Raw genomic sequence first — 14,458 nt, forward strand, 5'->3', positions numbered from 1 at the left:
CACATGTCGGAAACGCAAGCTCCGTAGATTCAATCATGTTGAACCCATCAACATTTCGCGCGCCGGGCCGCTTCAGGCTCCCCGCTCCCGATCGAGAGATCCAGGTCGTGACTTCCCTCCCCCAGAGCCTCGTACTCCTGCTCGGTGCGACCCTCCCCGACGGCTCCGTCGTCGACGTCGCGATCGAGGGCGACACGGTCGTGGCCGTGGGGCCCGCAGGATCCCTCGGCATCACGGCGGAGCCCGCCGAGACGCTCGATCTCGCCGGCCACCTCCTCCTCACGGCACCCGCGGAGCCGCACGGGCACCTCGACAAGGCACTGTCGTGGGACGCGATCCGGCCGCCGATGGGCGACCTCGGCCTCGCGATCGCGTCGTGGCGCGAGTACGCCCGCACCATGTCGGTCGAGGACATCCGGACGAGGGCCCGGACGCAGGCGCTCCGCATGCTGCAGCAGGGCACGACCTCGATCCGCACGCACGTCGACATCCTGCTCGGCGACGAGCCCCTCCGCGGTGCCCGCGCTCTCGTCGAGGTGCGCGAGGAGCTCCGGGGCCTCGTCGACCTCGAGCTCGTCGCCCTCGCCGGCCCGGACGTCCCCGACGCCGACATCGAGGCCGCGATCGACCTGGGCGTCGACCTGGTCGGCGGGTCGCCGCACCTGGCGCCGGACCCGAGCGCCGACCTCCAGCGCCTCCTCGCGATCGCGGCCCGCCGCGGCGTCGGCGTCGACCTGCACACCGACGAGAGCCTCGCCGGCGCCGTCACGCTCGGCGAGTTCGCCGCCACCGTCACCGACTGGACCGTGCCCGTGAGCGCCGGCCACTGCGTCCGCCTCGGCACGCTGGACGAGAGCGCCCGCGACGAGCTCATCGCGGCAGCGAAGGCCGCCGACATCGGCATGATCGCCAACCCGATCACGAACCTCTACCTGCAGGGCTGGGAGCACCCGGTCTCGACGCCGCGCGGCCTGACCGCAGCGCGCGCCCTGCTCGACGCCGGCGCCCGCTTCGCCGCGGGAGCCGACAACGTCCGCGACCCCTTCAACCCCCTCGGCCGGAGCGACGCGCTCGAGACGGCCATGCTCCTCGTCACCGCCGGGCACCTCACCATCGACGAGGCGTACGCCGCCGTGTCGACGGGGGCGCGCGACGTCATGGCGCTGCCCGTCGCCGGCGTGATCGTCGGCGCGAAGGCCGAGCTCCTGGCGATCCGCGGCACCAGCCTCGCGGACGTCACCGCCAACGCCCCGGCAGACCGCCTCGTCATCCACGCCGGGCGACTCGTCGCCCGGAGCCGCACCGTGTCCGAGGTCGCCGACCCCGCCCTCCTGCCGACCCTGACCGAAACCAGGTGATGTCCTCCATGACCACGACCGCACCCGCCTCTCCGGCCTCGACGACCTCGTCGCCGGGTGACACCCTGCTCGACTTCCGCGGGGTCGAGATGAGGTTCCCCAACGGCACGGTCGCCCTCCACGACGTCGACCTCACCGTCGACCGCGGCGAGTTCGTCACCGTCGTCGGCCCCTCGGGCTGCGGCAAGTCGACCCTGCTCAGGATCGCGTCCGGTCTCGAGCACGCGTCGCAGGGCACCACCGACATCAAGACCGACCGCATCGGCTACGTGTTCCAGGACGCGACCCTCCTGCCCTGGCGGAGCGTCGAGGCCAACGTCGAGCTGCTCGCCGAGCTGAACGGCCGCTCGCCCGCCGAGCGGAAGCGCGCGGCCCAGGAGGCGATCGACCTGGTCGGCCTGTCCGGCTTCGAGAAGAACCTGCCCAAGCAGCTGTCGGGCGGCATGAAGATGCGCGCGTCGCTGGCGAGGTCGCTCACGCTCGAGCCGGAGCTGTTCCTGTTCGACGAGCCGTTCGGCGCCCTCGACGAGATCACCCGCGAGCGTCTCAACGACGAACTCCTGCGCCTCTTCGTCGAGAAGCAGTTCGCCGGCCTCTTCATCACGCACTCGGTGTCGGAGGCGGTCTACCTCTCGACCCGGGTCATCGTCATGTCGGGTCGCCCCGGCTCCATCGTCGAGACGTTCGACGTGCCGTTCCCGATGCCGCGGAGCCCCGAGATCCGCTTCGAGGCGGAGTTCGCGAAACTCGTCGGCGAAGTCTCCCACGCGCTCCGAGAGGGGCACCACTGATGGCCTTCGACACCGCCGGCACGACCACCACCGGCCAGGGCGCCGCCGGGATCTCGCAGCGCCGCCGCCGCTCCTCGAACTCGCGCGCCATGAACATCGGCCTGCCGATCGTCGTCTTCTTCGTGCTCGTCGGCCTCTTCTACGTCGCCGCGTTCTACTACGACAAGGTCAAGCAGCTGCCGTTCCTGGTGCCGTACCCGCACCTGATCCTGAAGGCCGCCTTCGACGAGCCCGCGTTCCAGACGCAGCTCCTGCAGGCGCTCGGCAACACGCTGCTCGTCGCCGTCGTCGGACTCGTCATCGCCGTCGTGATCGGGATGCTCTGGGCCGTCATCATGGCGCAGGCGAAGTGGCTGGAGAGCGCGCTCTTCCCCTACGCGGTGGTGCTGCTGTGCATCCCGATCCTGGCGCTCGTGCCCCTGATCGGCTCGCTCTTCGGGTACGAGTTCAAGTCGCGCGTGATCGTGACGGTGCTGTTCTGCCTGTTCCCGATGATCGCGTCGACCCTCTTCGGGCTGCAGTCGATCGACAAGGGCCAGCGCGAGCTGTTCCAGCTGCAGGGCGCCGGCCGCTTCACGCTGCTGATGAAGCTGCGGTTCCCGGCCGCGCTGCCGTCGATCTTCGTCGGCCTCCGGAACGCCGCCGGCCTCGCGGTCATCGGCGCGGTCGTCGCCGACCAGTTCTTCCAGCGCGGCAACGGCGGCCTGGGCGTGCTCATCTCCGTCGAGAACCAGCGCCTCAACGGGGCCGAGATGTACGCGGCGATCTTCACCGCGTCGATCCTGGGCGTCCTCGTCTTCGTCCTCTTCAACATCCTCCGCCGACTCGCGATCGGCAAGTGGTACGACCAGAACTGAGTTCCGGCGCACCCCCGAGACCGTCCCTCCCGCACCACAGCACTGCACAGCACTGCACAGCACTGCATTCCTTCCCCCATCCCCAAGGAGAACCATGCGCCTCAACACACGCGCCACGATGGCCGTCGGCCTGACGCTGGCTGCCGCTGCCGCCCTCACCGCCTGCTCGTCGGGCGGCTCCGGCGGCACGACCAGCCCCAAGGCGACGACCGCGTCGGCCGCGGTCGACCTGTCGGGCGTCTGCCCGGCGAACGTCGTCATCCAGACCGACTGGAACCCGGAGGCCGACCACGGCCACGCGTACCAGCTGCTCGGTGACGACTACAAGGTCGACGCCAGCAAGAAGTCGGTCTCGGGCACCCTGATGTCGGGCGGCAAGTCGACCGGCGTGCAGGTCGAGATCCGCTCCGGCGGACCGGCGATCGGCTACGCCTCGGTGTCGTCGCAGATGTACCAGGACAAGTCCATCACCCTCGGCTACGTCACCACCGACGAGGCCGTGCAGGACTCGCAGAAGCTCCCCACCACCGCAGTCATGGCCGAGAACGACATCTCGCCGCAGATGATCATGTGGGACCCGAAGACGTACCCGAAGGTCAAGACCATCAAGGAGCTCGGCACCGCGCTCGAGAAGTCGGGCGGGGTCGTCCGCTACTTCGGCGGAGCGGCCTACATGAACTACCTCATCGGCAACGACATCCTCCCCAAGTCGGTCACCGACGGCAGCTATGACGGCACCCCGGCGAAGTTCGTCGTCGGCAAGGGCAAGGACGCGCAGCAGGGCTTCGCCACCGCCGAGCCGTACATCTACAAGAACCAGGTGTCGGCCTGGGGCAAGGACGTGAAGTTCCAGCTCGTCAACGACACCGGCTACCCGATCTACCCGGAGGCCATGTCGGTCCGGACCGGCGACCTGACGAAGCTCAGCCCCTGCCTCAAGAAGCTCGTGCCCGTGCTGCAGCAGGCGGACGTCGACTACTTCAAGTCGCCGTCGACGACCAACAAGCTCATCGCGAACCTGGTCACGCAGTACAACAACGGCTGGGTCTACGACGAGGGCGTGGCGGACTACGCCGTCAAGGAGATGAAGAAGCTGAAGATCGCGTCGAACGGCGACAACTCGTACGTCGGCGACATGGACTCCAGCAGGATCCAGAAGGTCATCGACATCGACACGCCGATCTACAAGTCGTCGGGCACGACCCTCAAGGCCGACCTCAAGCCGGACGACCTGTTCACCAACGAGTTCATCGACAAGTCGATCGGATTCTGATCCCCTCATGAGCGACTCCCCGGTGACGACACCCGTCCTCTCGCGCGGCTCCGGCCGCCTCGAGGGCAAGCGGGTCGTCGTCACCGGGGGCGCCCGTGGCATCGGCGGCGAGATCGCCCGCCGCTTCGCCGCCGAGGGGGCGGACGTCGCCATCCTCGACCTGCTCACCGATCGAGGCGCCGAACTCAGCGACTCGATCGGCGGCACGTTCCACCCCGTCGACCTCGGCGACACCGCACAGACCGTGGCGGCGATGGAGGCCGCACTCGGGGCCCTCGGCGGCGTCGACGTGCTGGTGAACTCGGCCGGGATCCTGCGCTTCGCTCCCCTGCTCGACGTCGGCGTCGACGACTGGGACACCCTCTTCGCGGTCAACACCCGCGCGATGCTCACGACCATGCAGGCTGCCGCCCGCGCCATGATCGCTGCCGGTGCTGCTGCCGGGGCCGACGGCGGGCAGGATCGCGGCGGCTCGATCATCAACCTGGCCTCCATGGCCGCCAAGACGGGCGGTGCCGGCGAGGGCGCCTACGCCGCCTCGAAGGCCGCCGTCGTCGCTCTGACCCGCGTCGCCGCCCTCGAGTGGGGCGAGCACGGGATCCGGGTCAACTGCCTCTGCCCCGGCTACGTCCTCACCGAGATGGGCGCCGCGACCCGCACCGACGAGATGGTGGCCTCGTGGTCGGCGATGTCGCCGCTCGGTCGCTGCGCCAGCCCCGCCGACGTCGCGGGCGTCGCGCTCTTCCTCGCCTCGCCCGACGCGGGCTACCTCACCGGCCAGGCCGTCAACGTCACCGGCGGCATGCTCATGAGCTAGCTGCGCCCTTCCCCTCTCCCTCCCCCATCCACCCCGGCATCGACCACACCAGGCAGCGACCACGATCCAGAGAGCACGATCATGACCACTTCCACCACCGCCCCCGCGGCCCCGTCGCCGGAGGCGCTGTCGGCGCTCGTCGTCGACCTGCGCGAGCTCCTCGGCGAGCGCGGCGTCTCCGTCGAGCTGGCAGCCCGCGAGAAGGCCTCCGTCGACGGGTCGCGCCTGTCGCCGGTCATCAGCCAGCAGCTGCCGCTCGGTCTCGCCGACCTGGTCGCCTACCCGACGAGCGCCGAGGAGATCGGCGCCGTCGTCGGTCTCGCCACGCGGCACGGCGTGCCGATCACTCCGCGCGGCAAGGGCACCGGCAACTACGGCCAGGCGATCCCGATGTCGGGCGGCCTCGTGCTCGACATGACCCGCGCCCGGGCGGTCACCGAGGTCGGCGACGGCTTCCTGACCGCCGAGGCGGGCGCGACGATGGTCTCGCTCGAGCAGGCCGCGAACAAGCAGGATCAGCAGATCCTGATGTACCCGTCGACGGCCCAGTCGTCGCTCGGCGGCTTCCTGTCGGGCGGCTCCGGTGGCACCGGCTCCATCAAGCACGGCTCCAACCACCAGGGCTTCGTGCTGGCGCTCGACGTCGTCCACCCCGCCTCCGACGGCACGCTCGTGCACGTCGAGGGCGACGAGGCGCAGACCTACGTGCACAACTACGGCACGGCCGGGATCATCGCCCGGGCGACGATCCGCCTCGAACCGCTGCAGGACTGGCGCGGCTTCTTCGCCAGCTTCGACACCTTCGAGCAGCTGCTGCCGCTGATCCGGGCCTTCGGCGAGCTCGACCCGCTGCCGCGCCTGGCGTCGGGCGACCTCCCGACGCTCGCGGACGCTCTGCCCGACGACCCGGCGATCCCCGCGGGCCGCGCCTCGCTCCGCGCGATCCTGGACGCCTCGACCGTCGCCCGCGCCACCGAGCTCGTGGAGGCCGCCGGCGGCCGCGTCGAAGACGTGCGCGAGGGTCCCCAGACGTCGATGAAGATCAGCATGATGTCGTACAACCACCCCATCGAGTGGCTGCAGAAGGCCTACCCCGACACGTATTTCCACGTGGAGGTGTCGGGCGACGCGCTCATCGACCGGATCGACGAGGTGCACGCCGTCTACCCCGGCGGCATGCTCCACATCGAGACCGCCCACAAGCGCCCGATCGGGATGCTCGCCGGCCGCTACACCTCGGCGGAGGACGTCTACGCAGGATTCGCGCGCCTCACCGAGCTGGGCGTCGGCTACCACAACCCGCACCAGTGGTACGTCGACTTCGAGCCCGCCCGCACCCGCGAGCTCGCCGCGACGACCGACCCGGCGGGTCTGCTGAACCCCGGCAAGCTCGTCGAGGCGCCGATGGCGACGGGGGCGAAGGTCTCGTGACCGCTGCCGACTCGACCCGCGATCTCGTCCACCTGTCCGGTCCGGCACTCGCCTCGACGCTGACCTCGTCGTCGATCCTGGTGCTCCCCACCGGCGCCATCGAGCACCACGGCCCGCACCTGCCGCTGTCGACCGACTGGCTGATGGCCGACCTGATCTCGCGCGGGGTCGTCGAGGCGGCCGCCGGGGAGGGGCAGGATGTCTGGCTGCTCCCGTCGCTGGCCTACACGAAGTCCGACGAGCACCACTGGGCGCCCGGCACGATGTGGCTGAACGCCGACACCCTGCTGCAGACCGTCGTCGACATCGGCCGCTCGATCGCCAACACCCCGGCGCGCACGATCGTCTTCTACAACGGCCACGGCGGCAACATCGCGCTGCTGCAGGTGGCGCTGCGGGAGCTCCGGCGCCGGTTCGGGCTGCGCACCTTCCTGATGGGGTCGAACATGGCCGGCGGCGACGGGACGAACGGGCCGGACGAGCACGGGTTCGGAGTCCACGGTGGCCACAGCGAGACGTCGATGATCCTGCACCTGCGTCCTGACCTGGTCGACATGACCAAGGCGGAGCGCTGGATCCCGGAGCACATGCTCGACCTCGAGTACGTCAAGTTCAACGGCGGCCCCGTGCACTTCGGCTGGCTGTCGAACGACTTCGGCGAGGCCGGGGTCGTCGGCGACGCCTCCGAGGCGAACGCGGCCTGGGGCGCCGAGCTCTACCAGCGGGCCATCACGGCCGGGGTCGCGTCGCTGGCCGAGATCGCGCGGTTCGAGCACCCGATCCTGGAGCCCGGGACGCTGTCGTGACCTCCGCGCTCCCCGACGAGGCGTGGCGGCTGCTCACCGAGTGGCTGCCCGGGAACGACGACCCGGAGCGGCCGCAGATCACCCTGTCGACGGTCGACGAGGACGGGGATCCTGATGCGCGGACGGTGCTCCTGACGTCGTTCGGGCCCGACGGGTTCCTCTTCAACACCGACGGCGCCTCCCGCAAGGCGGCCCACATCGCGGCGCACCCGGCGGTGGCGATGACCGTGCTCTGGCCGGGATTCACGCACCAGCTCGTGATCCGCGGGACCGCCGCCCCCGCCCCCGCCGACCGCGTCGCCGCCGCCTACCGGTCGCGGTCGCCGTACCTGCAGCAGCTCGCCTGGCTGAACACGCACGAGTTCGCGGAGCTCCCCCGCGAGGAGCGCGTCGCCGCGTGGGCAGCGTTCGAGGAGGCGCACGCGGGCGTCTTCGAGCAGCCCGAGTCGTGGGTCGGCTACCTCGTGACGCCGACGCGGCTGACGTTCTGGTCGTCGAACGGCGACACCGCATCGCAGCGTGTGGAGTTCGCGCGTGCTGCCGACGGTTCGGCGTGGTCGCGGCGGTATCTCGCGGGCTGAGGCGTCGGGCCTGAGGTGCTCGCGCACTTGCGTAAGCCGAGATCGCAGTAGGCGTCGGGTCGGGGCACTCCCGGGCGACGACTACTGCGATCTCGGCGAGCCCGCGCGCGGCGCGCGGGCCGAGCTACGGCCGCGAGGCGACGAGCACGGCGTCGAGCGCGGTGCCGGCAGCGGTCTCGCGCTCGACCAGGCGACACTCCGCGACGTCGAGCCCGGCGGCGCGAGCGGTCGCCGAGAGGTGGTCGACCCGGTGCAGGAGCGCAGGATCCTGCGGGCCCCCGACCCCGTCCGCCAGATTCTCGAGCGCGTGCCCGACGAGGGCGAGCGTGCCCCCGGGCGCGAGCGACGCGGCGGCGTTCCCGAGGGCGTCGGAAAGGACACCCTCGGGCAGCTGGAGGTAGGCGATCACGACGAGGTCGACGAGCGACGGGGCGACCCAGGATGTGGCGTCGGCCTCCACCCACTCCACCTCGACGCCCAGCTGGGCGGCGCGCGCTCGTCCGATCGCAAGGCCGGCGGGGGCGAAGTCCACCGCGCTCACCGTCCAGCCCAGGGAGGCGAGCCAGAGGGCGTTGCGTCCTTCGCCGGCTCCGAGGTCGACGGCGTCGCCGATCGGCAGGTGCGCCACGGTCTGCTCGATCCACGCGTTCGGGCCCGCCGACCAGAGCTGCTCACCGGCCTCGGCGGCCCGGCCGTACCGGTCTTCCCAGAAGGAGTTGTCGCTCATCGCCCCAGCTTGGCCCACGATCGCGACACGAAACCACTGCAGGTGGTGGTTTCATGTCGCGATCGTGGGTGCGAGCTCCGTGCCGATGGCGGCGAGGGCCTCGGCGAAGCGCTCGGCTCCGTCGGGGCCGGCGCCGCCGGAGAGGTTCACGCCGCGCACCCCGTGAAGAGCGAGCAGCTCCTGCGAGAGCTCCACGGCGGCCGCGACCCCCTCGGCGAACGGGTCGCGAGCGCGCAGGATCCGACCCAGGTACCCCGGCGGCAGCACCAGCGTGGTGAACGACTCGAGCAGCCGGGCGCTGGCCGCGTCGACCACCACGGGGACGCACGGGAGGAACGCGAGGGCCGCCCCGTGATCCTGCGCCTCCCGGATGAACGCGGCGACCGGAGCCGCACCGCCCGCGTGGTTCACGAAACACACCTCCGCCCCCGCCTTCGCCTTCTCGGCCAGACGGGCGGCCCGGCGGGAGACCGGCGGCGCGCACGGCGACTCGGCGACGGACACGAGGTGTCCGGCCTCCCGGGCGAGGGCGGCGAGACGGGTCGAGTCGAGGTCGAAGACGGGCTGCGCGTCGGGCCGCGACCCGGTGTCGGTGTGGTCGCCGGTGACGCAGTGGACCGCCGCGACCCCCGCGTCGGCGAGGGCGGCGAGCTCGCCCTCGAGCGCGACGCGGTTGCGGTCGCGGCAGTTCAGGCCGGTCCAGACCCGGAGTCCGGCCCGCTGCACAAGACTCGCGCGGTAGGCCGGCGAGAACTGCACGCGCTCGGCACCCGAGTCGCCCGCCAGGACCGCGTCGACCGTTCCGCGCAGGATCCCGCCCACCGCCTCGATCGACGCCGAGCTGAGGGCGCGCGCGGGCAGGTCGGCCACCACGATCTGCCGCTGTCGCAGAAGCCCGCGCATGTCGGACCCGGGCTCAGGCACCGAGGGCACGGCCGGCGCCCCCGGTGAGACCGGCCCGCCCGCCCACCGCACGGTCGGCGTGTCGAGGAACACGCAGGCGTGCTCGGCCACCTCGCAGCGCCCGTCGAACTCGACGCCGCCGCAGGGTCCGTACTGCATGCGCTTGGGGCAGACGGCGACGGAGCTCTCCATGGTGACACCCTCGCATGCCGCTGTTTCGGCCGCGGTGTCGCGCCGTTTCGGGCTCGTTAAGCCCCGTAAAATCAGGGAATGCCCCTCTCTGACATGCCCGTGCCCGACCTCGTGATCCGCTCCCGGGCGGTCCTCGTCGACGGGGCGTTCCGGCCGGCGGCGGTCGTCGTGCACGACGGTGTCGTCGTCGCGGTCGAGGAGCTCGACGCAGCTGTCGAGGCTGCCGCCGAGGTGATCCTGCCGCCCGAGCAGGTGCTGATCCCGGGCATCGTCGACTCGCACGTGCACGTCAACGAGCCGGGCCGGACCGACTGGGAGGGCTTCGCGAGCGCCACCCGCGCGGCGGCCCGGGGCGGTGTCACGACGATCATCGACATGCCGCTCAACAGCATCCCTCCGACCACCACCCCGGAAGCGCTCGACCTCAAGCGCGAGGCCGCGGCACCGCAGGCTGTGATCGACGTCGGGTTCTGGGGCGGCGCGATCCCGTCGTCGCTCGGGCACCTCCGCGAGCTGCACGACGCGGGCGTCTTCGGGTTCAAGGCGTTCCTGTCGCCGTCGGGGGTCGACGAGTTCCCGCACCTGTCGACCGCGCAGCTGCACGAGGCCATGGCCGAGATCGCGGCGTTCGACGGTCTGCTCATCGTGCACGCGGAAGATCCCGAGCGGCTCGACGACGCCCCGGAGCCCGAAGGCGCTTCGTACTCGGCGTTCGTCCGCTCGCGCCCGGATGCCAGCGAGCTGTCGGCGATCGAGCACGTCATCGACGCCGTGTCGCAGACGGGCGGGCGCGCCCACATCCTGCACCTGTCGTCGGCCCGCGCCCTGCCGGCCATCCGCGACGCGAAGGCGCGGGGCCTCCGGCTCACCGTCGAGACCTGCCCGCACTACCTGTCGTTCGACGAAGAGCACATCCCCGACGGCGGCACGCAGTACAAATGCTGCCCGCCGATCCGCGACGCCGCGAACCAGGAGCTCCTCTGGGAGGCCCTCGTCGACGGCACCATCGACCTCGTCGCCTCCGACCACTCCCCCTCGACCGCCGAGCTGAAGTTCGCGGGCGACGGCGACTTCGACCAGGCCTGGGGCGGCATCTCGGGCCTCGAGCTGAGCTTCCGGGCGGTCTGGACGGGGGCTTGCGAGCGCAGGATCCCGCTCGAGTCCGTCGTGGGCTGGATGTCGGGGGCGACCGCGGGCCTCGTCGGCCTCGCCGACCGGGGCAGGATCGCGGTCGGCGCCCGTGCCGACCTCGTCGCGTTCGATCCCGAGGCGGAGGTCACCGTGTCGGCCGCGGCTCTCGCGCACAAGAACCCGGTGAGCGCCTTCGACGGCAGCCGCCTGCGCGGCTCGGTCGAGCGGGTGTGGCTGCGCGGCGAGCCGGTCGACGAGACCGCCGCCGCGGGGCAGCTGCTGTCGCGCGGCTAGGGCCGGCTACTCCAGCTCGCCGAGCTCGGAGTACAGCGCCGTGATGCCGCCGATCCTGGCGCGCCCGGCCCCCGGCGCGACGGCCAGCACCGCCGCGGCGAGCAGGTTGGCGAGGCTCATCGCGGCCGCGTACGAGTCGAACGCCGCCACGCTGTCCACCGGGCAGACGAGCACCCGCGTCGAGTCGGCGGATGGGAGCCGAGCCGCAGGATCGACGACCAGCACGACCGGGACATCCTGCGCCTCCAGACTCGCGAGGACGCCTGCGAAGCCGGCGGGTCGTCGGCGGAACCCGACCAGCACCACCGCGTCGCGGGGCCCGAGCCCGGCCAGCTTCTCGCCGACCGACTGCCCCGGGGCCGGCGCGATCCGCACGTCGGGTCGCGCCTGCGCGAGCTGCTGGCGGAGGTGCAGGGCGACGGGGTAGCTGTTCCGGAAGCCGATGACGACCACCTCTCGCGCCGCGGCGACCAGGGCCGCGGCCTCCTCGAGGCGCCCGTCGCCGAGGCCGGCGAGGAGCGCGTCGAGATTCGCGCGCTCGACGGCGAGGTGCTGCGCGAGCCCGCCGGAGGCGGCGGAGGTCGGGCCCACGGGGACGCCGCGGCGGCGGAGGGAGCGGGCGTGCTCCCGGACATCCTGCGCGTCGGCGAACCCGAGCCGTCGGAACAGCCGCGAGACGGTGGCCTTGGAGACCCCGCTGGCGGTCGCGATCTCGGTTGCGGAGTAGACGGCGAGGTCGTCGAGGTGGTCGAGGATGAAGTCGGCGGCGCGCTGCTCCTGCGGCCGGAGCTCGCCGTAGCCGGAGTCGATCCGGGTGCGGATGTCGCCGCCCGTGCTCGCCGTCACGAGTCGTGCGTCGCCGCGAGGGCGAGCACCGCCGCCTCGAACGCGTCGAGCGCGGTGGCCACGTCGGCCTCGGTGACCGTCTCGTCGGGGTGGTGGCTGATCCCGCCGAGGCCGTTCCGCACGAAGAGCATCGCCCAGTCGGTCAGGTCGGCGATCGCCATGGCGTCGTGGCCGGCCTTCGAGAACAGCACCGTCGGATCGGTGTCGCCGGTGCGCAGGATCCCGGAGCGCACGACATCCTGCAGTCTCGACGCCGCTCTGACAGCCGGCGCGCTGTGCGTCTCGTCGACCTCGAACATGAGTCCGCGGCGCTTGCACACGTCGTCGGCCACCGCTTGGATCTCGGCCCAGACGGCATCGCGGGCCTCGTCGGTCTCGCCGCGGAGGTCGAGGCTGAAGTCGACCCGGCCGGGGATCACGTTGACCCCGCCGGGGAACGCCTGCAGCCGCCCGACCGTGGCGATGCAGCCCGCGTCGCGCGCGAGACGCTCGACGGCGAGCACGATCTCGCTGGCGCCGGCGAGGGCGTCGTGCCGCCGGTGGAACGGGACGCCGCCCGCGTGCCCGGCCTCGCCGGTGAGCGTCAGGGCGAAGCGGCGGGCTCCGGCGATCGACGAGACGACCGCGAGCGCGCGGTCGGCCTCCTCGAGGTACGGGCCCTGCTCGATGTGAACCTCGAGGTAGCCGACGACGTCGGCCGGGTCGAGCGCGGCCTCGCCGACGAGGTCGGGGTCGAGGCCGAACTCGACGAAGGCCTCGCGGAGGCTCGTGCCCGAGGCGTCGGCGAGGCTCCACCACTCGGGCAGCCAGGTGCCGGCGACCGCGCGCGACCCGAGGAGCGCTGTGCCGAAGCGGGTGCCCTCCTCGTCGCCGAAGGCCAGCACCTCGATCGCGAAGGGCAGCTCGTCGCCCCGATCGCGGATGCGGTCGACGGCCGCGATGGCGATCATGACGCCGAGGATCCCGTCGAAGCGTCCGGCGTTCGGCACCGTGTCGAGGTGCGATCCGAGGAGCAGGGCGGGCAGCGCAGGATCCCGGCCCTCGAACCTCCCAAGGAGGTTACCGACCGCATCCACCCGGGGCACAAGGCCTGCCGACCGCATCCAGCCGGCCGTCGCGCGGTTCACGGCCGCGTGCTCGGGCGAGAGGTAGACGCGCTCGATGCCGTCGGGCGAGGAGGTCTCGCGGGCGAGCGCGTCGCAGCGTTCGAGGATGGTGCGGGCGTCGACCGTCACGCGGCGCCCGCATCCTGGTAGACGTCGTAGGCGGCCCCGACGCCGCCACCGCCGGTGACGGCGACTCCCCCGCGGCGGAGCACGGCCTCGAGGGAGGCGAGCGTCGTCAGGACGGCGTCCTTTCGGGCGTTGTAGCCCATGGTGCCGATCCGCCACACTTTGCCGTGCAGCGGACCGAACGACGTGCCGATCTCGATGCCGAAGTCGTCGAGCATGGCGGCGCGGGCTCCGTCGCCGTCGATGCCGTCGGGGATCATCACGGCGGTGACGTTGTTCATCTTGTGCGAGACGTCGCCGAAGATCTCGAGGCCGAGACCGCGGAGCCCGGCCAGCATGGCGCCGCCGTGCAGCGCGTGCCGAGCGACCGCCTCGTCGATGCCCTCCTCGACGAGGAGCCGGGCGCACTCACGGGCGCCGTAGAGCATGGTCGTCGCCTCGGTGTGGTGATTGAGGCGCTGAGGTCCCCAGTAGTCGAAGATCATGGCGAGGTCGAAGTAGTTCGAGCGGATCGGGTGCGCGCTGACGGCGTCGCCCTCGCGACGGATGCCCGCCTCCACCGACTTGCGGGCCGTGATGACCTCGACGGCGCGCGGGGAGAAGGTGGCGGGAGCGGATCCTGACGGGCCGGCCAGGCACTTCTGGAGCCCCGCGGTCACGGCGTCGAGGCCGAGCTCGTCGGTGTGGAAGGCGTTCCCGGCCAGGGACGCGGTGACGTCGGTGTAGAAGAGGACTCCTTCGCGCTCACAGATGGCGCCGAGCTCCTCGAGGGGCTGGGCGACGGTGGTCGAGGTGTCTCCGTGCACGACCGCGAGGAGCTTCGGCTTCACCTCGCGGATGGCCGCCTCGATCGCGCTCGGCGTGAAGACCTGCCCCCAGGGCACCTCGATGGTGTGCACCTCGGCGCCGCAGCGCTCGGAGATCTCCTTCAGGAGGTGCCCGAAGCGGCCGAAGACCGGCACCAGCACGCGGTCGCCCGGCTCGATCAGCGACACCAGCGCCGCCTCGATGCCGGCGCGCGACGTGCCGTCGACGAGGACCGTCTGCTCGTTCTGCGTCTGGAAGACCTGGCGGTAGAGCACCTGGGTCTCGTCCATCGTGGCGGTCATCCACGGGTCGTACTGGCCGACCAGCTGCGCCGACATCGCGCGCGTCACGCGCGGGTCGGCGTTGATCGGGCCGGGGCCCATCAGGAGTCGCGCGGGCGGGTCGATCGGCT

The 14,458-nt window shown here is 71.8% G+C and carries 14 protein-coding genes; 9 read left to right on the top strand and 5 right to left on the bottom strand.

What is annotated here, in order from left to right:
• Nucleotides 1–107 precede the first annotated feature (107 nt).
• The 8 genes from ABD733_RS15575 to ABD733_RS15610 all read left to right on the top strand — a co-directional run bounded on the left by ABD733_RS15575 (nt 108) and on the right by ABD733_RS15610 (nt 7,914).
• Complete coding sequence (locus ABD733_RS15575; protein WP_344797850.1) at nt 108–1,358, top strand: amidohydrolase family protein; 1,251 nt, start codon at nt 108–110, stop codon at nt 1,356–1,358.
• Between the two features lie 8 nt (nt 1,359–1,366).
• Nucleotides 1,367–2,149 carry an ABC transporter ATP-binding protein gene (locus ABD733_RS15580; RefSeq protein ID WP_344797852.1) on the top strand — a complete coding sequence of 261 codons (783 nt, stop codon included), beginning with the start codon at nt 1,367–1,369 and terminating at the stop codon, nt 2,147–2,149.
• The gene (locus ABD733_RS15585) at nt 2,149–3,006 is read left to right on the top strand and encodes an ABC transporter permease (protein ID WP_344797854.1); all 858 of its coding nucleotides are present in this window, start codon (nt 2,149–2,151) and stop codon (nt 3,004–3,006) included. Before ABD733_RS15580 ends, ABD733_RS15585 begins: the two co-directional genes overlap by 1 nt.
• A gap of 94 nt (nt 3,007–3,100) precedes the next feature.
• Nucleotides 3,101–4,279 (top strand): ABC transporter substrate-binding protein, encoded by a 1,179-nt coding sequence (locus ABD733_RS15590; protein ID WP_344797856.1) that lies wholly within the window; start codon nt 3,101–3,103, stop codon nt 4,277–4,279.
• A gap of 7 nt (nt 4,280–4,286) precedes the next feature.
• Entirely contained in the window at nt 4,287–5,096 is an 810-nt protein-coding gene (locus ABD733_RS15595; RefSeq protein ID WP_344797857.1) for an SDR family NAD(P)-dependent oxidoreductase, read from the top strand.
• An 81-nt stretch (nt 5,097–5,177) separates the two neighbouring features.
• Nucleotides 5,178–6,527 (top strand): FAD-binding oxidoreductase, encoded by a 1,350-nt coding sequence (locus ABD733_RS15600; protein WP_344797859.1) that lies wholly within the window; start codon nt 5,178–5,180, stop codon nt 6,525–6,527.
• Nucleotides 6,524–7,333 (top strand): creatininase family protein, encoded by an 810-nt coding sequence (locus ABD733_RS15605; protein WP_344797861.1) that lies wholly within the window; start codon nt 6,524–6,526, stop codon nt 7,331–7,333. The genes ABD733_RS15600 and ABD733_RS15605 overlap by 4 nt, the downstream gene beginning before the upstream one ends.
• A complete protein-coding gene (locus ABD733_RS15610) occupies nt 7,330–7,914 on the top strand; it encodes a pyridoxine/pyridoxamine 5'-phosphate oxidase (protein ID WP_344797863.1) in 585 nt (194 codons plus the stop codon). The genes ABD733_RS15605 and ABD733_RS15610 overlap by 4 nt, the downstream gene beginning before the upstream one ends.
• 124 nt (nt 7,915–8,038) lie before the next feature.
• Here the strand turns inward: ABD733_RS15610 and ABD733_RS15615 are convergent, their stop codons facing one another.
• The gene (locus ABD733_RS15615) at nt 8,039–8,641 is read right to left on the bottom strand and encodes a class I SAM-dependent methyltransferase (RefSeq protein WP_344797865.1); all 603 of its coding nucleotides are present in this window, start codon (nt 8,639–8,641) and stop codon (nt 8,039–8,041) included.
• A 51-nt stretch (nt 8,642–8,692) separates the two neighbouring features.
• Nucleotides 8,693–9,736: a methylenetetrahydrofolate reductase C-terminal domain-containing protein gene (locus ABD733_RS15620; RefSeq protein WP_344797867.1), complete on the bottom strand. Its 1,044-nt coding sequence runs from the start codon at nt 9,734–9,736 to the stop codon at nt 8,693–8,695.
• A gap of 78 nt (nt 9,737–9,814) precedes the next feature.
• On the opposite strand from ABD733_RS15620, the gene allB reads away from it, so the two are divergent.
• The gene (gene allB, locus ABD733_RS15625; RefSeq protein ID WP_344797869.1) at nt 9,815–11,161 is read left to right on the top strand and encodes an allantoinase AllB; all 1,347 of its coding nucleotides are present in this window, start codon (nt 9,815–9,817) and stop codon (nt 11,159–11,161) included.
• Between the two features lie 6 nt (nt 11,162–11,167).
• Here the strand turns inward: allB and ABD733_RS15630 are convergent, their stop codons facing one another.
• From ABD733_RS15630 to ABD733_RS15640, 3 genes are read right to left on the bottom strand one after another with little or no spacing between them, the layout of a single operon-like run.
• Nucleotides 11,168–12,007 (bottom strand): MurR/RpiR family transcriptional regulator, encoded by an 840-nt coding sequence (locus ABD733_RS15630; protein ID WP_344797871.1) that lies wholly within the window; start codon nt 12,005–12,007, stop codon nt 11,168–11,170.
• Complete coding sequence (locus tag ABD733_RS15635) at nt 12,004–13,242, bottom strand: allantoate amidohydrolase (protein WP_344797873.1); 1,239 nt, start codon at nt 13,240–13,242, stop codon at nt 12,004–12,006. Before ABD733_RS15635 ends, ABD733_RS15630 begins: the two co-directional genes overlap by 4 nt.
• Nucleotides 13,239–14,429, bottom strand: coding sequence for a pyridoxal-phosphate-dependent aminotransferase family protein (locus tag ABD733_RS15640; protein ID WP_344798026.1), 1,191 nt, complete (start codon nt 14,427–14,429; stop codon nt 13,239–13,241). Before ABD733_RS15640 ends, ABD733_RS15635 begins: the two co-directional genes overlap by 4 nt.
• Between the last annotated feature and the right edge of the window lie 29 nt (nt 14,430–14,458).

This window comes from Frondihabitans peucedani (assembly GCF_039537585.1).
In the GTDB taxonomy this organism is placed as follows: Bacteria; Actinomycetota; Actinomycetes; order Actinomycetales; family Microbacteriaceae; genus Frondihabitans; species Frondihabitans peucedani.